Origin of the sequence: Nitrospirillum pindoramense, assembly GCF_007827955.1 — a bacterium.
Classification (GTDB): domain Bacteria; phylum Pseudomonadota; class Alphaproteobacteria; order Azospirillales; family Azospirillaceae; genus Nitrospirillum; species Nitrospirillum amazonense_B.
Map to the genome: position 1 here is coordinate 433,337 of NZ_VITR01000001.1, position 20,457 is coordinate 453,793.

The window sequence follows — 20,457 nt, forward strand, 5'->3', positions numbered from 1 at the left end:
TCGCTAAGTCTGGTGCGTGGGGGTCAGACGCGGGCCGCGCCCAGGGCGGCGGAGCCCCAGGTGGTGCGCCAGCGGCGCTTCACCCCGGTCAGGCCGACCAGGGCGGCCAGGGCCAGCAGGGCGAACAGCAGGAAGCCCGCCTGGTAGCCGCCGGTCAGCTGCTTGGAGTAGCCAAGGCTGGAGGCCAGGTAGAAGCCGCCCACGCCGCCCATCATGCCGACCAGGCCGGTCATGACGCCGATTTCGCGGCGGAAACGCTGCGGCACCAGCTGGAACACGGCGCCGTTGCCCATGCCCAGGGCCAGCATGGCCACGACGAAGACGGCCAGGGCCATCCAGGCCTGCGGCAGGGCGAAGCTGACCACCACCAGGGCGCTGGCGGCGATGGTGTACATGACGGTCAGCGAACGCACGCCGCCGATGCGGTCGGCCACGGCGCCGCCGATGGGGCGCACCAGGGACCCGGCGAAGACGCAGGCCGCGGTGAAGTAGCCGGCGGTGATGGGGCTCAGCCCATACTGGTCATTGAAGTAGATGGTGAGGGAGGAGGCGAGGCCGACGAAGCCGCCGAAGGTGACGCTGTAGAAGAACATGAACCACCAGGCGTCGCCGATCTTCAGCACCGCCAGGTATTCCGCCAGCGACTTGGCCGGCGGGCATTCCGGGCTGTCCTTGGCCAGCACCAGGTAAAGCGCCAGGGTCAGCGCCAGCGGGATGGCCAGCAGACCTAGCACGTTGTTCCAGCCATAGGCGACGGCCAGGGCCGGCGCGAAGAGGGAGGCGAACACGGTGCCGGAGTTGCCCGCACCCGCCAGGCCCAGGGCGGTGCCCTGGTGCTCCGGTGGATACCAGCGCGAGGCCAGCGGCAGGGCCACGGCGAAGCTGGCGCCGGCCACGCCCAGGATGGTGCCGGTCAGCAGGGTGGCGTTGAAGCTGTGCACCCCGAAATACCAGACGGCGATCAGCCCGGCGATCACCACCACCTGCGCCAGGAGGCCGGTGCGCTTGGGCCCCAGGTGATCCACCAGGATGCCGTTGATGACGCGGAAGAAGGCGCCCGCCAGGACGGGAACCGCCACCATCAGGCCCTTCTGCGCCGGCGACAGGCCCAAATCCTTGGCGATCAGCACGCCCAGCGGGCCCAGGATGACCCAGGCCATGAAGCTCATGTCGAAATAGAGAAACGCCGCGAACAGGGTCGGCAGATGTCCAGCCTTCAGGAAACTCTTGTTCATCGGGTGCGCCTCCGGGCAGGGCTGCGGGCCTTTGGCGACGGGGCTGCCATGGGGTCAGGCGCCGCCTATCACCAGAAGGGGGGTGGTGGATCGGGGTCAGGCCGAAATTGGCCTGTGGGTGGGGTAGGGCCCGGTGGAACCGGACGCTGACAGGCCGCCGTTGACCCGCCGATCAGACCACATGGGATGCGCGCCATTGCATCATCCCGGAGGCGGGGCCACCCCGCCGTTGGGGCCGCCCCGATGCAGAAAAGAACCTTTTGGCCCCCTGCTCGTGTAATCTTCTTCGCAACCGCCGTGCCAGCTTCGCCCTCGCGGAAAACCTGGGGTTTTGGCGGGGCGGTGCGTGGCATCTTTGCCTATTTTGTGCGCAATCGCTAAGCGGGCCGCGCATATGATCAAATTATAGGCAATAAACGGAGGTGGGACGCAGATGGGGGCGGGGCAGATCGACCTGCGCGCGGGGTGGTGCAGCGAAACCGGCCGCCGCTCGCGCAATGAGGACTATGTGGGCGTGTGCCTGGGCACCGCCACCCAGCGCGCCCGCCACGGGGCGGTGGCCGCCATCGCCGATGGCGTGTCGGGGGCGCCCGGCGGCCGCGTGGCGGCGGAGCTGGCGGTGCGCGCCTTCATCGATTTCTATCTGGGCGAACGCCAGACCTTGGGCGTTCGGCGGGCGGCCGCGCACGCGGCGGAGGCCATCAACCGCTGGATCCATGCCCAAGGTCGCACGGATCCAGAGCGCACGGGCATGGCGACCACCCTGACCGCCGTCATCCTGCGCGACCGCCGCGCCCATATCCTGCATGTGGGTGACACCCGCCTGTACCGCCTGCGCGACGGCCGTTTCAGCCTGCTGACCGAGGACCATGTACACAGCGGCCCGGACCAACGCCACATCCTGCGCCGAGCCATCGGGCTGGAGGACGCGCTGCGCGCCGACTATACCGCCGAGCCCCTGCGCGAGGGCGACCGCCTGGTGCTGCTGACCGACGGTGTCCACGGCGTGCTGTCGTCCCGCGACCTCGCCCGCCTGGCGGCGGCGGAGCCGACGCCGGAGGCGGCCAGTCAGCAGATGGTGGCGGCCGCCCTGTCGGCCGGTAGCCATGACAACGCCACCGCCCTGGTCATCGACGTGGTGGCCCTGCCACCCGCCGACCGGGATGAACTGGCCGACCTGACGGCGGAGCTGCCCATCCTGCCCCTGCCCAAGCCGGGCGATGTCGTCGACGGTTATCGCGTCGGCCGCCTGCTGTCCGATGGCCGCTACAGCGCCCTGTTCCTGACGGAACCGGCGGGGAAGGAGGCGCCCTTGGTGCTGAAGTTCCCCAAGCCAACGGTGGCGGACGACGCCGTCTACCGCCTGGCCTTCGTGCGCGAAGGCTGGGTGGCGGCGCGGGTGCGCAGCCCCTGGCTGGGGGAGGTGGTGGAGGTGCCGCCCGGCCGGCAGACGCGGCTATATACCGTCATGCCCTATTACCCGGGCCAGACCTTGGCTCAGCGCTTGTTGGCGCCGCCACGGGTGGGCGTGGCGGAGGGCGTGCCCCTGGCGGTGAAGCTGGCCAAGGCGGTGGCGGCCCTGCATCGCGCCGGCATCATCCACCGGGACATCAAGCCGGACAACGTCATCATCGACGGCGCCGGGGGTCTGCGCCTCATCGACCTGGGTGTGGTGCGTTTGCCGGGGATGGAGGACTTCCCGGCCGAGCAGATCCCGGGCACGCCCAGCTACATGGCGCCGGAACTGCTGGCCGGTGAGCCGGGGGATGAGCGCACCGATCTCTACGCCCTGGGCGTCACCGTCTATCACCTGTTCACCGGCGCCTACCCCTACGGCGAGATCGAACCCTTCCAGCGCCCGCGCTTCGGCGCGCCTGTGCCCTTGCAGCAGCGCCGGCCGGACCTGCCCACCTGGCTGGACCTGTCGGTCATGAAGGCCGTGGCCGCCAATCCGGCCGACCGCCACGGTGACGTGCTGGAATTCGCGCTGGAGCTGGAGGCCGGCGCCGCCCACCCTGCACCGCGCCCCACCCGCCGCCGCTCCCTCTACGACCGCGACCCGGTGCGCTTCTGGAAGCTGACTGCCCTGGCGCTGCTGGTCCTGCTGATCCTATCGCTGGTGCGGGATTAGGGCGAGCCACTACCCGATAGTGGTGATTTATGAGAATCACAACTTATACGGTTTAAACTCATTCGATTGATCCGCTTAGTTTTTCGCACCTATGGTTGCACATCGCTGTGGCGACCCAGAGCCCGGCGATCCACCAAGCGACCCGAAAACTCTAAGGGAAACCCAATCATGAGCACCACCGACGTCAAGCAACTGGCTGGCCTTTTCCACCTGACGCTGCATTCGGGCGGCGCGCCTGGCGCCCCGACGGATACGCTTAATCTGACGGTCTACACGCCCAAGCGCGAGGTGACGGGCTACTCTCTGGTAACCCAGGCGACCAACCCGCCGCTGCACGTGGCTTCTCACGTCACCGGCACCCTGATCTATGAGACCGTGACCGGCCCAGGCTCCAAGATCCGCATCGACCTGAACGGCTGGCCGGAAATCCACTGGCCGCCGCAGGGCGGCATCGGCCCGGTCATCCCGCAGAACTACAAGGCCATCTTGGTGCTGGAACCCAACTACGCCTCCGGCGTCATCCGCTACGAGTACCGCACCGACCTGAGCGGTCCCTGGCATGTGGTGGAACAGCCGGTCCACGCCGCCTGAATTTCTTCCGCCCGATCCCCATACTTCAAGGCCGCGCCCACGTGGGCGCGGCCGTTTCTTGTTGGCGCTGAAGACATTTATTCGTTGATGACAAAGTGCGCGGGGCATCAACGCCCAGAGCAATTGGTCATGGCCGAACGATACCCGCTGCCCCCTCATACAAATCCGGCCGGTAGATGCGCGCCGCCAGCGCTTCCGCCTCCGCGCCGCTGACCGGCAGGTCGCGCCAGCGGGCCATCTGGTCCAGGAACCAGCGGGCCTGCTCCAGGGTGGGACGGGTGGCCGCGCCGAAGACGCAGGCGTCGGTGTCCTGGCCCAGACCGTCGCGCATCCCGCCGGGGAGGGAGGCGGCGATGATCTCGGGCGGTAGGTTCAGGAAGGCGGGCTGGGCCAGGGTGGCGGCGAGGAGGGGGGTGTTGGCGGGGGCGGCGCAGTCGGTGGCGGCGCGCAGCAGGGCGCGCAGGACGCCATGCAAGGCCTGGGGCTGTTCCTCCGCCCAGGCCTCGCGCACCGCCAGGCACTTTTCCGGGTGGCCGGGCATGATGTCCGACGACAGGGCCACGGTGCGGCCCACGCCGGCCGCCGCCGCCACCGCTCCCCAAGGGGCGCCGGCGCAGAAGCCGTCGATGCGCCCGGCCTCGATGGCGGCCACGCTGTCGGCCGGGGGCACGATGGCCCAATCCACGTCGGCCTGGGGGTCGATGCCGGCGGCGTGCAGCCAGCTTTTGAACAGCAGGGCATGGGCGGACCAGGCATGGACCACCGCCAAGGTGACGCGGGGGCGGCCCCGCAGCAGGGTGGCCAGGCGGCGGCCGGCTTCGGTGGCCGTGGGGCGCCCCCCTTCAAGGATCGCACCGGCCAATTCATTGGACAGCGTCACGGCATCGCCATGCTGGCTGAGGCTCATGGGGATGATCAGGCGGGCCGCCGCCGGCCGCAGGCCCAGCGCCATGGCCAGCACCAGGGGTGGCAGCATCACGGCGGCATCCAGCAGGCCGTAAGACAGCTTGTCCGCCAGGTTGGCCCAGCTGGGCTCCACCGACAGGGTGACGTCCAGGCCCTCGGCCGCGAACAGGCCGGCGGCCTGGGCGTGGATGACGGGGGCGCTGTCGGTGAGGCGCAGCAGGCCGATGCGGACGGAGCGTGGAAGGGTCATGACCCGCCTCCCTTGTTCTGTTCAGCGGCGGCCACGATGTCGGCGGCCACGGCGGCCAGCTTGCGGCTCTGCTCCATGGCTTGGCGGCGCAGCCAGCGATAGGCGTCCGGCTCCGCCATGCCGCGTTGGCGCATCAGCAGGGCCTTGGCCTGGTCCACCACTTCGCGCTCACGCAAGGACGTCTCGGCCTTGTGCAGGCTGGTCTCCACCTGGCGATAGCGGCGGAACATGGCCACCGCCGCCTGAACCACTGGCTTCAGCACGGGCAGCGAGGCGCCGACAACGTTGTAGGAACTGACGCCGGCCTCGATCGCCGCCTCCATGAAGGCGGGGTCGTCCTGGTCGACGAACATGACGATGGGGCGGGGATCGTGGCGGGAAATGGCGCGGATGTCGTCCAGCCCGTCGCGGTCGGGACGGGCCATGTCCACGATCACCAGGTCCGGCGCCGTCCGCGCCACGGCGTCGGCCAGCAGTTCCCCAGGCCCCAAACGGACGATGTCCGTGGCGCCGGCGGCCATCAGGTCCGCCTCGACGATGCGGCCGGGATCGGCGGGGTGGACGGTGTCGGCGATAAGGACTTTCACCGGCGGCACACGGGGGAATTGGGGTGGCGGAGGCAATCACCTCTAATCGGCCTTAGCCCCCGCGCGCAAGCGCGATGACGCTGACCGCGCGCAAGCGCGATGAGGCTGACCGTGCGCAGGCACGGCGATATTGATGGTGTCGGTCCGCTCAGAGAACCGGCAGCAGACGGTTGATGGCGCGGGCCAGGTCCACGTCGCGCTGTGACAGGCCGCCGGCGTCGTGCGTGGTCAGGCGGATGTCCACACGGTTGTAGACGTTGGACCATTCCGGGTGGTGGTCCGCCTTCTCCGCCAGCAGGGCCACCTGGGTCATGAAGCCGAAGGCGGCGGTGAAGTCGGTGAACACGCAGCGGCGGGTGATGGCGTCGCCCTCCGGCGTCACGGTCCAGCCGGGCAGGGGGGGGAGATCGGTGGGGTCCAGGCGCTTGACCATGATGGGCCTCTTCAGTCGGCGGTGGGGGCGGTGACGGGGATCAGCGCGCCGTTGATGGCGCGGGCGGCCCGGCTGGCCAGGAAGACGATGGCGTCGGCCACCGCCGCCGTGGCGGTCCAGGTCTTGGGATCGACGGTTGGCATGTCCGCCCGGTTTTGCGGCGTGTCCATGACCAGGGGCAGCACGGCGTTGACGCGGATGCGCCCGCCCAGTTCGGCGGCCAGGCTTTCGGTCAGCCGGGCCACGGCGGCCTTGGACGCGGCATAGGCGCCCATGCCGGCGCCGGCCTTTTCCGCCGCGGCGGCCCCCACATTGACGATGGCGCCGCCGCTGGCCAGCCCGCCCTCAGACTCCGGCACGATGGCGGCCCGGCACATGTTCAGGCAGGTGCGGGCGTTGAGGGCGAACAGCTTTTCCCAGGTGGCGGGGTCGCCCTCCGCCACCGTCTGCCAGCGGAAGCCGCCGGCCACGTTCACCACCACGTCGGCCCCGCCCATGGCCACCTTGGCCTGGAGGAAGGCGGTGCGGGCGGCGGCCTCGTCCGTCAGGTCCACGCCGCCCAGGTGCAGCACGCCGTCGGTCGCGGCGGCCGGTGCCGGCGCATGGTCGACCACGGTGACGCGGTGGCCCGCCGCCAGGAAGGCCTTGGCCACCGCCCCGCCCAGGACCCCGGCGCCGCCGGTGATGATGACCTTTTGCTGGGTCATGATGGTCTTCCCTTCCTTCGTTATTACAGGGCTGGGGCGGGCGTCACCTGGCCTCGGCAGTCGCCGAAGCCGATGGCGACATAGCCCTCGGCCACCGCGCGGCCGGCCAAGATAAGCTCATCGCCATCGGCCAGGAAGGTCCGCGTCTCCCCGGTTGGCAGGGTGATGGGCGCTTTACCGCCGCGCGTCAATTCCAACAGGCTGCCTACGCCGCTATCGTCGGGGGTGGAAATGGTGCCCGTGCCCAGCAGGTCGCCGGGGTTCAGGTCGCAGCCGTTGCAGGTGTGGTGCGCCACCAACTGCGCCGCCGTCCAATACAGGTTGGTGGCGGGGCCGGTGCCCAGGCGGTGCGGGGGCAGTCCCGCCTCGCGCATCCGGGGCGTACGGATCTGCACCGACAGCTCGATGCCATAGGCGCCGTGCTCCTGATCCGCCTCATCCCATAGATAGGGCAGGGGCCGGGGATCGTCCGCCGCGCGGGCCGGCTGGCGCGTGCGGAAGGGCGCCAGCGCCTCCGCCGTCACGATCCAGGGCGACACGGTGGTCAGGAAGTTCTTGGCCAGGAAGGGGCCCAGCGGTTGGTATTCCCACGCCTGCAGGTCGCGGGCCGACCAATCGTTCAGCAGGCACAAGCCCGCGATGTGGCTGTCCGCTTCACCAATGCCGATGGGGCTGCCAAGCTCATTGCCCGGCCCGATCCAGATGCCCAGCTCCAGCTCCAGGTCCAGGCGCTGGCTGGGGCCGAAGGTCGGCGCGTCCGCGTCGGGGGCCTTGCGCTGGCCGTTGGGGCGACGCACCTCCGTTCCGGTCACGCGGACGCTGGAGGCGCGGCCGTGATAGCCGATGGGCACGTGCTTGTAGTTGGGCAGCAGCGGGTTGTCGGGGCGGAACTGCCTGCCGACGTTCAGCGCGTGATGGATGCCGGCATAGAAATCGGTGTACCCGCCGATGCGCGCCGGCAGGTGCAGGGTGCAGTCCGTCGCCGGGTAAAGCAAGCTTTCCACAACGCCTCTCTCGTCGCTGCCGCCGGCCAGCAGCTGCGACAGGCGGCGGCGCAGGGCCCGGCGGGGTTTCGCGCCCAAGGCCAGCAACGGGTTCAGCGTCGGCCCGCTGGCGGCGATGGCGGCGTCCAGCGCCGCCCCGGTGAGCAGGCCGGAGCGGCCGGCCCTCGCCAAGTCCAGGATCTGGTCGCCGATGGCGACGCCGCCGCGCGGCGCCTCATTCAGGGTGCTGAACACGCCCAGGGGCAGGTTCTGGATGGGAAAGTCGGCATGGCCGTTGGCGCTGGCGACCCAGCTGGTCAGGGCCGGGTTGTGCGTTTCATCGATCAAGGGAGGGGTCATTTCGGTAGGTCGGCCTTGGTGAAGCCCGCCCAGCAGTCATCATAGTCCAGCTGCATGAGCGGCGTTTCGATGGCGAAGCGGGTGGGGCGGATGACCCAGCGGCTTTCGAACATGAAGGCCATGGTGTTCTCGATCTTGTGGGGCTTCAGGTCCGCCGCCACCGCCCGCTCATAGCTGGTGCGGTCGGGGCCGTGGCCGCTCATGCAGTTGTGCAGCGAGGCGCCGCCGGGGGCGAAGCCACCGGCCTTGGCATCGTACTGGCCGTGGATCAGGCCCATGAATTCATTCATGACGTTGCGGTGGAACCACGGCGGGCGGAACGTGTCCTCCGCCACCATCCAGCGGGGTGGGAAGATGACGAAATCGCAATTGGCCGTGCCGGCCATTTCCGACGGCGCCGTCAGCACGGTGAAGATGGACGGGTCCGGATGGTCGTAAGATACGGTGTTGATGGTGTTGAACCGCGCCAGATCGTACGTGTAGGGCGCCAGGTTGCCGTGCCAGGCCACCACGTCCAGGGGGCTGTGGTCCAGGGTGGTGGTCCATAGGCGGCCCTGGAACTTCTGCACCACTTCCGTCCGCTCATCCACGTCCTCGAACCAGGCGACGGGGGTCTGGAAATCGCGCGGGTTGGCCAGGCCGTTGGCGCCGATGGGCCCGAGGTCGGGCAGCTTGAAGGGGGCGCCGTAATTCTCGCAGACATAGCCCCGGGCGCGGCCGTCCGGCAGCAGGACGCGGAAGCGCACGCCGCGCGGCACCACCGCGATCTCCCCGGGCGCCACCTCCATGCGGCCCAACTCCGTCTCCAGGCGCAGGCGGCCCATCTGCGGCACGATCAACAGCTCGCCGTCCGCGTTATAAAACACCCTGGATGCCATGGGCTGATTGGCGGCGTAGAGATGGATGGCGATGCCGCTGCTGGCGCCCGCGTCGCCGTTTCCGCCATAGGTCACCAGGCCGTCGATGAAGTCGGTGGGGGCGTCGGGCAGGGGCAACGGATCCCAGCGCAGGCGGTTCGGGGTGGGCGGCACCTCATCAAACGGGCCGGAGCGCAGCAGGCTGGATCGCACGTATGGCTGAAAGGGCGCATGGCTGGCGGTGGGGCGCAAGCGGTACAGCCAGGACCGGCGGTTCTCCGCCCGGGGGGCCGTGAAGGCGCTGCCCGACAACTGCTCGGCGTACAGGCCAAAGGGGGCTTTCTGGGGAGAATTGCGGCCCACCGGCAGGGCGCCGGGCACCGCCTCCGTCGCAAAGCCGTTGCCGAACCCGCTCATGGTTTCCAGGGGGCCAGTATCCAAGGTCATGGCGATTGCCTCCACCAGATCGTTTCATTTGAAACGATATAACGGATCATCCGACACGCTTGTCAAATGAATAAGGGCGGCGTTTCAGGCCGTGGCGCCCAGGTGGGCACCAGTGTACACCCGCCGCCTCGCGAGAACCTTTCAATCGCGCGGCCTCAACCGCGTGCCGCTGCAAAGGTTTCGCGGCTGAACCGCTCCGCCTGAAACAGGCTGATCAGATCGGCAGGGCGGTGGTGTATTTCACCTGGCTGAGGGCGAAATGCGATGCCGCGGCGGCCACGGCCGGGTGGGCCAGCAACTCCCGCATCAGGAAGCGTTCGTAGCTGGCGACGTCGGCCACCACCACCCGCATCAGATAGTCCCATTCGCCGGACATGCTGTGGCAGTCCATGATCTCGCCGCGCGTCTGGATGAAGGCCTCGAACTCCTGGCGGTCCTTGGTAGCATGGCTTTTCATGCGCAGTTGGCACATGACGCTGACGCCGCGGCCCACCTTGGCCGCGTCCACGAGGCGCACGGCCGGGCCCAGGATGCCGGCCGCTTCCAGCGCCTTGATGCGCCGCCAGCACGAGGCGGGGGACGCGCCGACCTGCTCCGCCAGGGCGGCGTGGCTCAGGCTGGCGTCGCGCTGCAGGGCCCGCAGGATGCGATGATCGATATCGTCAAACTGATCAATCTCTTTCATCCCACACCACCTCGTGAAATACGGTTCCTATAATCGTGCCAGCGCCTGTGGCAATGAAAGGACATTGTCATGGATCTCGCATAAAATCATTCAGCAACAATAGCGGTGCCGCCATCGGGCGTCCCGCTCCGCCCATAAGGGAGTTTTCGCTTCATGTCCGCCCCGACGCTTTTCGACGCGCTGGCGCCGCAGCCCGCCGACACGCTGCTGTCCCTGATCGCCTTGCACCGAGACGATCCCCGGCCCCACAAGCTGGATCTGGGCGTTGGTGTCTACCGTGACGATAGCGGGGCGACGCCGGTGATGCGCGCCGTGAAGGCCGCGGAGGCCCGCTTGCTGGAAACCCAAAGCAGCAAGAGCTATCTGGGTCCGGAAGGCGACATCCGGTATGCCGAACTGCTGCAGCCCATCGTGTTCGGCAGGGCCGTGCCGGCCGATACCTTCGTCGGGGTGCAGACCCCCGGTGGCACCGGCGCCCTGCGCCTGGCGGCGGAGCTGATCAACGCCGCCCGGAAAAACGCCAAGGGGCCGGGCGCCAAGGTCTGGCTGGGCACGCCCACCTGGCCCAACCACGCGCCCATCATGACCGCCGCCGGCCTGACGGTGGCGACATATCGCTATTATGATCAGGCGACGCAGACCGTCCTGTTTGATGAGATGATGGCCGCGCTGCAGGGCGCGGCCGCCGGCGACGTGGTGTTGCTGCACGGCTGCTGCCACAATCCCGTCGGCGCCGACCTGGACCGTTCCCAGTGGCGGGCGGTGGCCGAGGTGGTGGCCCAACGGGGCCTGATCCCCCTCATCGACCTGGCGTATCAGGGTCTGGGCGATGGTTTGGAGGAGGATGCCGCCGGCGCCCGCCTGGTGCTGGATGCCGCCCCGGACGCCTTGCTGGCTTATTCCTGCGACAAGAACTTCGGCCTGTACCGGGAGCGCGTCGGCGCCCTGTACGCCAAGGGCGGCACGCCGGCGCGTACCGAGCTGATGCGGTCCAACATCCTGCTGCTGGCCCGGGTGAACTGGTCCATGCCGCCCGATCATGGCGCTGCTCTGGTGCGCGTCATCCTGGACGATGCCGCCCTGACCGCCGACTGGCGGGCGGAACTGGACGGCATGCGCTCCCGCATCAACCGGGTGCGCCAGGCCTTGGCGGCCGGTGACCCCTGGCTGGCGCCGCTTGGCCACCATCGCGGCATGTTCTCCCTGCTGCCGCTGTCGCCGGACCAGGTGGCCACGCTGCGCCGCGAACACGCCGTCTACATGGTGGGCTCCGGCCGCGCCAACCTAGCCGGCCTGACGCTGGACACCGTGCCCCAGTTCATCGACGCCGTGCGCGCCGTACGCTAAGGGCCGGGGGGGCGGTTTCCCGCCCCCTTTACCACTTCCCTGGAAGCGTTCCCTCCCTGAAGCGGTCAGGCCGTCTTGCGGACGGAGGCCATGGCCGCTTCCTGGGGGGCTTGCAATTCCCGCAGGCGCCGGCGCCAGGCGTCGGCGATCTGGATGTCCAGGCTGCCGCGCTCCGGCGTCCAGCCCAGGATGCGTCGCGCTTGCGTCGCGTCACCCACCAGGGCGGGCGGGTCGCCGGGCCGGCGGGGCCCGACATGCCAGGGGATGGGCAGGCCGGTCACCCGTTCCGCCGCCTCCATGACCTCGCGCACGGAATAGCCGTTGCCGTTGCCCAGGTTCAGGGCCATGGACGGCCCATCGTCCAGCAGGTGCTTCAGCGCCAGGACGTGGGCGTCGGCCAGATCGCTGACATGGATGTAGTCGCGGACGCAGGTGCCGTCCGGCGTAGGGTAGTCGGCGCCGTTGACGGTCAGCCCATCCTTACGGCCCAACGCCGCGTCCAGCACGTTGGGGATCAGGTGCGGCTCCGGATCATGGTTCTCGCCCAGGTCGCCGTCGGCATCGGCCCCCGCGGCGTTGAAATAGCGCAGGATGACCGCACGCAGGCCCCAGGCGGGCTCGCAGTCGGCGATGATGCGTTCCATCATCTGCTTGCTGGCGCCATAGGGGTTGATGGGCGCCTGGGGGTGCCCCTCGGTGATGGGCACGCGCTGGGGCACGCCATAGACGGCGCAGGTGCTGGAAAACACCAGGTTGGCGACGCCGGCGTCGCGCATGGCCTCCAGCAGGGCGATGGAGCCCGCGACGTTGTTGCGATAATAGAGCAGCGGGTCACCGACGGACTCGCCCACATGGGCGTAGGCGGCGAAGTGCATGACGGCGCAGGGTTGGTAGTCGCGCAGCACGGCGGCCAAGCGCGCGCCGTCGCCGATGTCGCCAACCTCCAGCGGGCCGTACAGCACGGCCTCGCGCGGACCCCGGCTCAAATTGTCATAGGTGACGGGGCTCAACCCCGCCTTGGCCAACGCCTTGCAGGCATGGCTGCCGATGAAACCGGCGCCGCCGGTCACCACCACAGTGTCACTCATTGCCTTTATCCCTTCACAGTCTTCTCCCCGACAACTCCGGGGGGGCTTCTGGTGGGTCCCCGGCGACATGGCCGATGGCGAATGTCAGGACGCGGGGCTGGGGCGCATCCCGCCTTCAAGCGGGGGCTGTTCCCGCGGGGCCCCGGCCCGCCGGGCGAAAAAACGGCACAGAGCCCGGATCTCCTCACCGGCGACGAAGGTCTCATCGGGCAGGGACAGCAGGCGCTGCCGCTTGCGCTCATAATCCTCGGGCGTGAGATCCTGGAAGAAGCGCACCATGGTCTCTTCCAGGGGCTGGTCGAAGCCCCAGCCCACGTCATGGCGCGTCACCAGTCGGTCGACCTCGAAGCCCCGGACACTCAGGCAGGGCACGCCGAAATAACCAGCCTCATAGAACCGGTTGGGCAGCAGCCAGCGTGAGTTGTGCTCCGTGTTCTCCAGATCCAGCGCCCAGGCGAAATCGACGCCTGCGTACATGTCCGCCAATTCGCCGGGGTGGTCGTAGCGCCCGCCGTACAGGATGTTGGGGCAGGCCTCCAAGGTCTTGAAGAAGCTCTTCTCGTCTACGGTGGTCAGCACGCCCCGGAAGCGGATTTGCAGCCGGTCGGGCAGGCGCTGCGCCAGGCGGCGCATCAGGTCCACCGTCTGCTCCCCCCGGATCAGCCCGAAATAGCCGATGACCCAGGGGCGGTCCGGCGGCATCAGCGGCCGCGTGCCGGTGGATGCCGGGGCGGGGCTGGCGGGCAGGGGCGACGGCCGCTCCGGCAAGCCCGGCCGGGGCAGCTTGTTTTCCACCAGCAGCCACGGTCCGCGGAACTTCTGCGTCGGCGCGTAATAGTGGCGGTGGAAGCCGGGTGAGGACAGGACCAGCAGCTTCACCTGCGTCAGGCACAGCCGTTCCACCAGGCGCAGGGCCAGGGAGCGCAGGCCGTGGGCCACGAACATGGGCTGGATGTCCAGCACCTCGTAAACCAGCTCGGCCTTGCGACTGATGAACCACTTCATCACCAGCGCCAGCAGCAATTGGTCGATGTTGCGCGCGTAAAGGACGGTGGCGTCGGTCAGGCGCGCGCGGTTGCGGAAGATGACGCGCAAGGCGCCCGCCAAGGCTTGCAGCCGGTGGGCATACTTGCCGTCCACGGTGCGACCGAGCAGCACATGCGGCCAGGGCGGGCGGTAACCGCTATTGTACCGCGCCCGTTCGAAACCCAGGACCAGGACGGGCAGGCCATTGTCCAGGAACTCCCGCACGCGCTTGATGGTGCTGACGTCGGTGATGTCCTGGGTCAGGAACACCACGCCGACCTTGCCGGCGTCCGCCGATCCCCGTCGGGAGCCGATACGTTCCGCCATCCAGTCGCCAACGGGCCAGTCGCCCGCAGGCTCCGCCCCCCCATCGCGGCCGTCTGGCGGTGAGAGGGGGACATCGGTGGATGAAACGGTGGCGCTGGCAGCTGGACTATTGTCCATGAGCGCTGCGCTGGGAATTCTTGACAGCACGGATGTCCCCATTTGCGGCCGTTGCGAAGTAATTCATCATGAACCGGCGCCGATTTTCCGTGCTGTGACAAAACAGGGCCGCCTGATCATTAAAGGGCGTATGCCTTTTTTCGTGGTGCTAGCCCCTGTGACTGAAATGGGCCAGGTAAAGCCGCGCCGGTCACAGGTTGGTCACTGGCGGGTCGACGGCGGTCCTGTTTGATTTCAACCACCACATCAGCGGCTTCGCTTGCCCCAAGGGCGGCGGTCCGCCACCGGATCAACCGACGGAAGAGACCCAGGCCGTGGCCGAGCGCACTCCTTCACCCCAATCGCATCCGTCCGGGCGCCCCGTGCAACCGCCGCCGGTCTTCGGTGGGTTTCCGGAAGAAGAGGCCTTGCCCGCGGGCGAGGGGCAGCAGGCCGAACGCCGGTTCGACCGGGTGGCCATTACTTCCGTCTTCGGTGACCCGACCCATCCCCGGACCTGGTCGGGCGCGCCCCGCAACCTGGGCGTGGCGTTGGAGAAGCTGGGCGTGACGGTGGAGGGCTTCCACCCCCATCTGTCCAAGACCTTCAAGATGGGCTTGGCCGCCCGCCACGTCATGGCCGGCTACGGCAAGCTGATGACGTCGGAGCAGTTGTACCGCGCCGCCCCCGCCCGGCAGCATCTGGCCCGCCAGTTGGCCGCCAAGGCGGCGGAACGGGGAACGCGCCACATCATCCACACCGGCGCGCTGGACCTGCCGGCGGTGGAGGCCCAGGCCACGGCCGACCCCATGTTCGATCGCGCGCACCGCGTCCACCACTACCTCTATTGCGACCATACCTGGGCGCTGGCGGCGGAACACCGCCCCGATATCGCCGGCTACAGCCCGCGCGCCCTAGCGGCGTATGAGGACCTGGAACGGCGGTCGCTGCACTGCGTCGACCACATCTTCACCTTCGGCCGCTACGTCCGCGACCACATCATCAGCCATTACGGTGTGCCAGCGGCCCGCGTCACGGCCGTCGGGTCGGGCATGGGCGACATCAAGCCCTATATCGGCCCCAAGGATTACGCCAAGCCCAAGTTGCTGTTCGTCTGCAAGCACCTGTTCCGGGAAAAGGGCGGCGAGCTGGTGATCGAAGCCTTCCAGCAGGCGGTTCTGCGCCGGCCGGATCTCAGCCTGACCATCGTGGCCGATCCGTCCGTCCGCGACCGGGTGCCCGAGCATCCCGCCATCGAGTTCCGGTCCGCCTTGCCCTGGGCGGAGTTGCAGGAGCTGTACCGCCGCTCGTCCCTGCTGGTGCAGCCCATGCTGAACGACCCGTGGGGCCAAGTGTATCTGGAGGCGCTGATCTCCCGCACCCCCGTCCTGGGATTGCGGCGCAACGGCCTGCCGGAAATCACCGGCGAAGGCCGCTACGGCTTCCTGGCCGCCCGCGCCGATCCCCAGGAATTGGCGGATCTGATCGTCCAGGCCGTTTCGGAACCGCAACGCCTGGCCGTCATGGGCGCCCGTGGCCAGAACCACGTCCTGGAAACCTACACCTGGGACCGCGTCGCCCGTGCCGTGCTCTTCCCCTGAACACGTCAACCGCCAGGACAAGGGGCGCCTAGAATAAATGGAAAGAAGCGCCTCAAACAACAATCCGGAAACAATCCCCAAGAACTTTGCTGGAAACAGCGACCAACCCATTGATGAACGGAGCAGCTATGTCGAATAGAACCGCGTTGATCACCGGCATCACCGGCCAGGACGGGTCTTACCTGGCCTCGTTCCTCCTGGCCCGGGGCTATGTGGTCCATGGCCTGAAGCGCCGTTCCTCCTCCATCAACACCGACCGGCTGGATCACATCTACCGGGATCGCCACGAGGGCGGTTTTGAGTTCTCGCTTCACTATGGCGACATGACGGACAGCCTGGCGCTGACCCGCCTGATCGCCGAGACGCGGCCGACCGAAATCTACAACCTGGCCGCCATGAGCCATGTGGCGGTCAGCTTCGAGATGCCGGAGTACACCGCCAACGTGGACGCCACCGGCACGCTGCGCCTGCTGGAGGCGGTGCGGTCGCTGAAGATGCAGGACGATGTCCGCTTCTATCAGGCCTCCACCTCCGAACTGTACGGCGGCATCAGCAGCGATCCGCTGTCGGAAACCACGCCGTTCCACCCGCGCAGCCCTTACGCGGTGGCCAAGATGTACGGCTACTGGATCACGGTGAACTACCGTGAGGCGTACAACATGCACGCCTCCAACGGCATCCTGTTCAACCATGAATCGCCGGAGCGCGGCGAGACCTTCGTCACCCGCAAGATCAGCCGCGCCGTGGCGGCCATCGAACGCGGCCTGCAGAACTGCCTCTACCTCGGCAACCTGGAGGCCCGGCGCGACTGGGGCCACGCCCGCGACTATGTCGAGGGCATGTGGCTGATGCTGCAGCAGGACAAGCCCGACGACTACGTGCTGGCCACCGGCGAGGCGCATTCGGTGCGGGAGTTCGTGGAACTGGCCTTCCATTGCATCGGCCGCCCGCTGGTGTGGCGGGGTGAGGGCGTGAACGAGCGCGGGTATTGCCGCCGCACCGGCAAGGTGCTGGTCGCGGTCGACCCCGCCTATTACCGGCCGGCCGAGGTCGACTTCCTGCTGGGCGACCCCACCAAGGCCAAGACGGTCCTGGGCTGGCAGCACCGCATCGCCTTCGAGGAACTGGTCTACGAGATGGTGAATGCCGACCGCGCCCTTCTGGATCGCACCCCCGTCAAGCAGTGGGAAGGACAGCACGATGCACAAGCCCCCTTACGAGCTGCGCAATAAGCGCGTCTGGGTCGCGGGCCACCGCGGCCTGGTCGGCTCCGCCCTGGTGCGGCGGCTGGAGCGGGAGGGGTGTGAGATCCTGACCGTCGGCCGCCACCACTGCGATCTGCGCAACAGCGCCCAAGTCGACCGGTGGATGAAGGACCTGCGCCCGGATGCCGTCTTCCTGGCGGCGGCCCATGTCGGTGGCATACACGCCAACGACACCCGGCCGGCGGAGTTCATTTACGACAACCTGATGATCGAGGCGAACGTCATCGACAGCGCCCACCGTTCGGGCGTCGAAAAGCTTTTGTTCCTCGGCTCCTCCTGCATCTATCCGCGGATGGCTCCCCAGCCCATTCCGGAGGAGGCGCTGCTGACCGGCCCGCTGGAGCCGACCAACCAATGGTACGCCATCGCCAAGATCGCGGGCATCAAGCTGTGCCAGGCATATCGGCGCCAGTACGGCTGCGACTTCACATCGGTCATGCCGACCAACCTGTACGGCCCCGGTGACAACTTCGACCTGATGGCCAGCCATGTCGTGCCGGCCCTGATGGTGAAGGCGCACAAGGCCAAACAGGAAGGGGCGAAGGCGCTGGAAATCTGGGGCAGCGGCACTCCTTTGCGGGAGCTTCTGTACGTGGATGACGCCGCCGACGGCATGGTCTTCGTCATGAAGCATTATTCGGGGGAGGAGCCGCTGAACCTGGGCAGCAGCCAGGAGGTCTCCATCGCCGAGCTTGCGGAACGGATTTGCCGGGTCGTGGGTTTCCAGGGCGAGATCGTGCACGACCGCAGCAAGCCTGACGGGACGCCGCGCAAGATCATGGACAACAGCCGGCTGGAAGCCTTGGGTTGGCGGGCCCCAACATCGATCGACGTGGGCCTTGCCCAGACCTATCGCTGGTATGTGGAAAACATCGCCTCCGTCCGGGGCGCGCCGGTTGTCCACGCCTGACGGTGACGGGTCCGGCAGCCGGCTCTCCCCGGCGGCCGGGCCGTCCCCACCGCCGCCGGCCAGGCGATTGCCCTCGTCCGGCCGGTGGCGGTTCCATCCTAACCACGGTGGCCCCAAAAACGGCGGCGCCCGCGTCCGCGCCGCCGGTGAGAGGTGTTAATGCGTGATCGGAACGGCGATCTGAATACCGCCCACCTGATCGGTGACATCGGCCGCCGGGCGACCCGCGGCGGAACCGTGATGATGGGCGCGCAGGTGGTGAAGCTGGTGGCCCAGTTCGGCTCCGTCATCGTGTTGGCGCGGGTGCTGGCCCCGGCTGAGTTCGGCCTTATCGCCATGGTCGGGGCCATGACCGCCCTGTTCGAAATCGTGAAGGAGCTGGGCCTGTCCGCCGCCACGATGCAAAAGACGGACATCACCCACGAACAGGTCAGCGCCCTGTTCTGGATCAACACGGGTGCCGGTTGCCTCATCGCCGCCTGCCTGGCCTTGGGCGCCCCCGCCATCGCCCGCTTCTACGGCCAACCGGATCTGGAGCCCGTCACCCGCTGGCTGGCCTTGGGCTTCGTCATGAGCGGCGCCACGGTGCAGCATTGGGCCCTGCTGCGCCGGCAGATGCGCTTTTCCGCCATCGCCATCGCGGAAACCGGCAGCGAGCTTTTGGCCTTCGTCGTGGCCGTGGTCCTGGCCTTCCAGGGGTGGGGCCATTGGGCCCTGGTGGCGCAGCGCCTGGCCGCCCCCTTCCTGGTCATGGCCGGCTGCTGGGCGTTGTGCCGATGGCGGCCATCGCTGCCGCGCCGCACGTCGGGCATTCCCGAGTTGCTGGGCTTCGGCCTGTCGGTATCGGGGTGCGGCATCCTCTCCACCCTGGCGCGCAGCATCGACCAGATCCTGGTGGGCCGCCTGTTCGGCGCCGCCACCCTGGGCCTTTATGAGCGCGCGGCGCGTCTGGTGCTGGTGCCCATCAACAGCATCAACGCGCCGCTCTACTCCGTCGCCATGCCGGCCTTGAGCCGCCTGGTGGATGAGCCGCAGCGCTTCCGCCGGGCGTTCGGCGTCTTGATCGAGCGGGTGGCGATGGTCACCATGCCGGCCGCCGCCGGTGCCGCCGTCGCGTCCGACTGGGTGACCAACCTGCTGTTCGGCCCGAAGTGGGAGGCGATGTCCCCCCTGATCACCTGCTTCGCCCTGGTGGCCGCGGTTCAGCCCACGCTGATGACCGCCGGTCTGATCTACCTGCCCCAGGGGCGGTCGCGCGACCTGCTGCGCTCCACCGCCATCGACGTGGCCTTGGCCGTCGCGTCCTTCATCGCCGGCGTCCCCTTCGGCGCTGTCGGGGTCGCGGGGGCCTATGCCGCCGTCGGCCTGGTCTTGCGCCTGCCGGTCTGTTTCTACCTGGCCGCCGGGCAGGGGCCGGTCACACAGGGCGACCTGTACCGGCGCATCCTGCCCTCCGTCTGGGCGTCGCTGGCGGTCGCCGGCGTCGTCTGGCTCCTGCGCAACGGGGTGATGCCCGAAAGCCTGCTGGCGGCCCCGCTGGTGGCGCTGGCGGTGGCTGCGGCGGTGGGGATGCTCACCGCCGGGCTGGCCTTCCTGCTGATGCGGCCCAGCCGTGAGGCCATGACCAGCGTCCTGCGCTCCCTCGTCTCCCGGCCCCAGCCGGCGCCGACGGCCTTCGCCAAGGAGGTGGCTGAATGATCCCCGGTGCGCTGAGGCGCGGGGCGAAGCAACTGGTTCGCACCGTCTGTCCCACGCCGATGATGCTGTGGCTTGAACACAAGTACTTCGAGCATTTCGGTGAAGCCGAAACCCGCCTGGTGCGCCACCTGTGCGAGCCTGGGCGCGACGCCATCGACGTGGGGGCCAACGAGGGCTGCTACATCCATTTCATGCGGCCCCATGCCCGCCGGGTCTACGCCTTCGAGCCCGTGCCCTGGCTGGCGGCGCGTCTGTCGGCCAAGTTCGGCGACGACGTCGTGGTCTACCCCACCGCCCTGTCGCAATCGTCCGGCATGGCCCAGCTGCATATTCCCGTCGTGGCGGGACAGCCCGAGACGGGGCTGTCGACCCTGTCGCCCACCGCCCTGGCCGACCAGCCGGCGCAGCGTGAATTGAAGGTGACCTCCGCCCCCCTCGACGCCGTCTATTCCGGTGACGTCGCCTTCATCAAGATCGACGTGGAGGGGCACGAGGAAGCGGTGCTGGAGGGTGGCCGGGAAACCATCACCCGGTGCCATCCCCGCATCCTGGTGGAGATCGAGGAGCGGCATTCCCGCGGCTCCATCGACCGTATCGCCCGCTTCTTCGACGCCATCGATTACCAGGGGTATTTCCTGCATCACAACAAGCTGCGCACCCTGGACAATTTCGACGTGGCCACGATGCAGCGGCCGGAGGACATCCAGGACTATCGCCCTGGCCTGGCCCGCAGCCAATTCGCCGACTATGTGAACAACTTCCTGTTCCTGCCCCGGCAGGAGTCCCCCGGCACCCTGGCCAATATCGCCGCCGAGCTGGCGCAGGAGTAGCGCTCCCGGAAGCGAGGGGTGCTCCCGGCGACGATGTCGCTGGCACTCGCGCGCAGGTTGACAGGAACAAATAAAGAACATATGTTGCTCTTCCAAC

19 protein-coding genes are annotated in these 20,457 nt (G+C 68.3%); 9 read left to right on the forward strand and 10 right to left on the reverse strand.

Features of this window, described 5'->3' with window-relative positions; translation table 11 throughout:
* Nucleotides 1-23: 23 nt before the first annotated feature.
* On the reverse strand, nucleotides 24-1,235 hold the full coding sequence (locus tag FBZ90_RS01755; RefSeq protein ID WP_145729302.1) for a nitrate/nitrite transporter: 1,212 nt from the start codon (nucleotides 1,233-1,235) through the stop codon (nucleotides 24-26).
* A gap of 433 nt (nucleotides 1,236-1,668) precedes the next feature.
* On the opposite strand from FBZ90_RS01755, the gene FBZ90_RS01760 reads away from it, so the two are divergent.
* Together FBZ90_RS01760 and FBZ90_RS01765 are read left to right on the forward strand one after the other, a co-directional pair.
* Nucleotides 1,669-3,366: a bifunctional protein-serine/threonine kinase/phosphatase gene (locus tag FBZ90_RS01760; RefSeq protein WP_145729303.1), complete on the forward strand. Its 1,698-nt coding sequence runs from the start codon at nucleotides 1,669-1,671 to the stop codon at nucleotides 3,364-3,366.
* Nucleotides 3,367-3,534: 168 nt separating this feature from the next.
* The gene (locus FBZ90_RS01765; protein WP_145729304.1) at nucleotides 3,535-3,957 is read left to right on the forward strand and encodes a DUF1842 domain-containing protein; all 423 of its coding nucleotides are present in this window, start codon (nucleotides 3,535-3,537) and stop codon (nucleotides 3,955-3,957) included.
* 127 nt (nucleotides 3,958-4,084) lie between these two features.
* Here the strand turns inward: FBZ90_RS01765 and FBZ90_RS01770 are convergent, their stop codons facing one another.
* The 7 genes from FBZ90_RS01770 to FBZ90_RS01800 form a co-directional block, all read right to left on the reverse strand.
* The gene (locus tag FBZ90_RS01770) at nucleotides 4,085-5,113 is read right to left on the reverse strand and encodes a CmpA/NrtA family ABC transporter substrate-binding protein (protein WP_145729305.1); all 1,029 of its coding nucleotides are present in this window, start codon (nucleotides 5,111-5,113) and stop codon (nucleotides 4,085-4,087) included.
* Nucleotides 5,110-5,700, reverse strand: coding sequence for an ANTAR domain-containing response regulator (locus FBZ90_RS01775; protein WP_211101878.1), 591 nt, complete (start codon nucleotides 5,698-5,700; stop codon nucleotides 5,110-5,112). Before FBZ90_RS01775 ends, FBZ90_RS01770 begins: the two co-directional genes overlap by 4 nt.
* Nucleotides 5,701-5,848: 148 nt before the next feature.
* Nucleotides 5,849-6,133: a 4a-hydroxytetrahydrobiopterin dehydratase gene (locus tag FBZ90_RS01780; protein WP_145729306.1), complete on the reverse strand. Its 285-nt coding sequence runs from the start codon at nucleotides 6,131-6,133 to the stop codon at nucleotides 5,849-5,851.
* An 11-nt stretch (nucleotides 6,134-6,144) separates the two neighbouring features.
* A complete protein-coding gene (locus FBZ90_RS01785) occupies nucleotides 6,145-6,840 on the reverse strand; it encodes an SDR family NAD(P)-dependent oxidoreductase (protein WP_145729307.1) in 696 nt (231 codons plus the stop codon).
* Nucleotides 6,841-6,863: 23 nt separating this feature from the next.
* Nucleotides 6,864-8,171, reverse strand: coding sequence for a fumarylacetoacetase (gene fahA / locus FBZ90_RS01790; RefSeq protein ID WP_246130094.1), 1,308 nt, complete (start codon nucleotides 8,169-8,171; stop codon nucleotides 6,864-6,866).
* Nucleotides 8,172-8,179: 8 nt separating this feature from the next.
* Complete coding sequence (hmgA, locus tag FBZ90_RS01795; RefSeq protein WP_211101879.1) at nucleotides 8,180-9,487, reverse strand: homogentisate 1,2-dioxygenase; 1,308 nt, start codon at nucleotides 9,485-9,487, stop codon at nucleotides 8,180-8,182.
* A 214-nt stretch (nucleotides 9,488-9,701) separates the two neighbouring features.
* Nucleotides 9,702-10,172 (reverse strand): Lrp/AsnC family transcriptional regulator, encoded by a 471-nt coding sequence (locus FBZ90_RS01800; RefSeq protein WP_145729309.1) that lies wholly within the window; start codon nucleotides 10,170-10,172, stop codon nucleotides 9,702-9,704.
* Between the two features lie 153 nt (nucleotides 10,173-10,325).
* On the opposite strand from FBZ90_RS01800, the gene FBZ90_RS01805 reads away from it, so the two are divergent.
* Nucleotides 10,326-11,519, forward strand: a complete 1,194-nt coding sequence (locus tag FBZ90_RS01805; protein WP_145729310.1) for an amino acid aminotransferase — start codon at nucleotides 10,326-10,328, stop codon at nucleotides 11,517-11,519.
* Between the two features lie 65 nt (nucleotides 11,520-11,584).
* On the opposite strand, the gene galE is transcribed toward FBZ90_RS01805, so the two are convergent.
* Complete coding sequence (galE, locus tag FBZ90_RS01810; protein ID WP_145729311.1) at nucleotides 11,585-12,607, reverse strand: UDP-glucose 4-epimerase GalE; 1,023 nt, start codon at nucleotides 12,605-12,607, stop codon at nucleotides 11,585-11,587.
* A gap of 84 nt (nucleotides 12,608-12,691) precedes the next feature.
* The gene (locus FBZ90_RS01815) at nucleotides 12,692-13,960 is read right to left on the reverse strand and encodes a glycosyltransferase family protein (protein WP_145729312.1); all 1,269 of its coding nucleotides are present in this window, start codon (nucleotides 13,958-13,960) and stop codon (nucleotides 12,692-12,694) included.
* A 115-nt stretch (nucleotides 13,961-14,075) separates the two neighbouring features.
* Between FBZ90_RS01815 and FBZ90_RS01820 the strand changes: the two genes are divergently transcribed.
* The 6 genes from FBZ90_RS01820 to FBZ90_RS01845 all read left to right on the forward strand — a co-directional run bounded on the left by FBZ90_RS01820 (nucleotide 14,076) and on the right by FBZ90_RS01845 (nucleotide 20,360).
* Nucleotides 14,076-14,309 carry a hypothetical protein gene (locus FBZ90_RS01820; protein ID WP_145729313.1) on the forward strand — a complete coding sequence of 78 codons (234 nt, stop codon included), beginning with the start codon at nucleotides 14,076-14,078 and terminating at the stop codon, nucleotides 14,307-14,309.
* A 175-nt stretch (nucleotides 14,310-14,484) separates the two neighbouring features.
* A complete protein-coding gene (locus FBZ90_RS01825; RefSeq protein ID WP_145729314.1) occupies nucleotides 14,485-15,657 on the forward strand; it encodes a glycosyltransferase family 4 protein in 1,173 nt (390 codons plus the stop codon).
* Nucleotides 15,658-15,785: 128 nt separating this feature from the next.
* The gene (gene gmd / locus FBZ90_RS01830; RefSeq protein ID WP_145729315.1) at nucleotides 15,786-16,889 is read left to right on the forward strand and encodes a GDP-mannose 4,6-dehydratase; all 1,104 of its coding nucleotides are present in this window, start codon (nucleotides 15,786-15,788) and stop codon (nucleotides 16,887-16,889) included.
* Entirely contained in the window at nucleotides 16,858-17,832 is a 975-nt protein-coding gene (gene fcl / locus FBZ90_RS01835) for a GDP-L-fucose synthase (protein ID WP_145729316.1), read from the forward strand. Before gmd ends, fcl begins: the two co-directional genes overlap by 32 nt.
* Nucleotides 17,833-17,991: 159 nt before the next feature.
* Nucleotides 17,992-19,530, forward strand: coding sequence for a lipopolysaccharide biosynthesis protein (locus FBZ90_RS01840; protein WP_145729317.1), 1,539 nt, complete (start codon nucleotides 17,992-17,994; stop codon nucleotides 19,528-19,530).
* Nucleotides 19,527-20,360, forward strand: coding sequence for an FkbM family methyltransferase (locus FBZ90_RS01845; protein WP_145729318.1), 834 nt, complete (start codon nucleotides 19,527-19,529; stop codon nucleotides 20,358-20,360). The genes FBZ90_RS01840 and FBZ90_RS01845 overlap by 4 nt, the downstream gene beginning before the upstream one ends.
* The last annotated feature ends 97 nt before the right edge of the window (nucleotides 20,361-20,457 follow it).

Excerpts from the sequence above, each read along its gene's own strand:
- FBZ90_RS01845 (WP_145729318.1), top strand. The coding sequence starts at position 19,527 with ATGATCCCCGGTGCGCTGAGGCGCGGGGCGAAGCAACTGGTTCGCACC.
- gmd (WP_145729315.1), top strand. The coding sequence starts at position 15,786 with ATGTCGAATAGAACCGCGTTGATCACCGGCATCACCGGCCAGGACGGG.
- FBZ90_RS01820 (WP_145729313.1), top strand. The coding sequence starts at position 14,076 with ATGAGCGCTGCGCTGGGAATTCTTGACAGCACGGATGTCCCCATTTGC.
- FBZ90_RS01765 (WP_145729304.1), top strand. The coding sequence starts at position 3,535 with ATGAGCACCACCGACGTCAAGCAACTGGCTGGCCTTTTCCACCTGACG.
- galE (WP_145729311.1), bottom strand. The coding sequence starts at position 12,607 with ATGAGTGACACTGTGGTGGTGACCGGCGGCGCCGGTTTCATCGGCAGC.
- FBZ90_RS01840 (WP_145729317.1), top strand. The coding sequence starts at position 17,992 with ATGCGTGATCGGAACGGCGATCTGAATACCGCCCACCTGATCGGTGAC.
- FBZ90_RS01800 (WP_145729309.1), bottom strand. The coding sequence starts at position 10,172 with ATGAAAGAGATTGATCAGTTTGACGATATCGATCATCGCATCCTGCGG.
- FBZ90_RS01760 (WP_145729303.1), top strand. The coding sequence starts at position 1,669 with ATGGGGGCGGGGCAGATCGACCTGCGCGCGGGGTGGTGCAGCGAAACC.
- FBZ90_RS01770 (WP_145729305.1), bottom strand. The coding sequence starts at position 5,113 with ATGACCCTTCCACGCTCCGTCCGCATCGGCCTGCTGCGCCTCACCGAC.
- FBZ90_RS01755 (WP_145729302.1), bottom strand. The coding sequence starts at position 1,235 with ATGAACAAGAGTTTCCTGAAGGCTGGACATCTGCCGACCCTGTTCGCG.
- fcl (WP_145729316.1), top strand. The coding sequence starts at position 16,858 with ATGCACAAGCCCCCTTACGAGCTGCGCAATAAGCGCGTCTGGGTCGCG.
- FBZ90_RS01780 (WP_145729306.1), bottom strand. The coding sequence starts at position 6,133 with ATGGTCAAGCGCCTGGACCCCACCGATCTCCCCCCCCTGCCCGGCTGG.
- hmgA (WP_211101879.1), bottom strand. The coding sequence starts at position 9,487 with ATGACCTTGGATACTGGCCCCCTGGAAACCATGAGCGGGTTCGGCAAC.
- FBZ90_RS01805 (WP_145729310.1), top strand. The coding sequence starts at position 10,326 with ATGTCCGCCCCGACGCTTTTCGACGCGCTGGCGCCGCAGCCCGCCGAC.
- FBZ90_RS01815 (WP_145729312.1), bottom strand. The coding sequence starts at position 13,960 with ATGGCGGAACGTATCGGCTCCCGACGGGGATCGGCGGACGCCGGCAAG.
- FBZ90_RS01785 (WP_145729307.1), bottom strand. The coding sequence starts at position 6,840 with ATGACCCAGCAAAAGGTCATCATCACCGGCGGCGCCGGGGTCCTGGGC.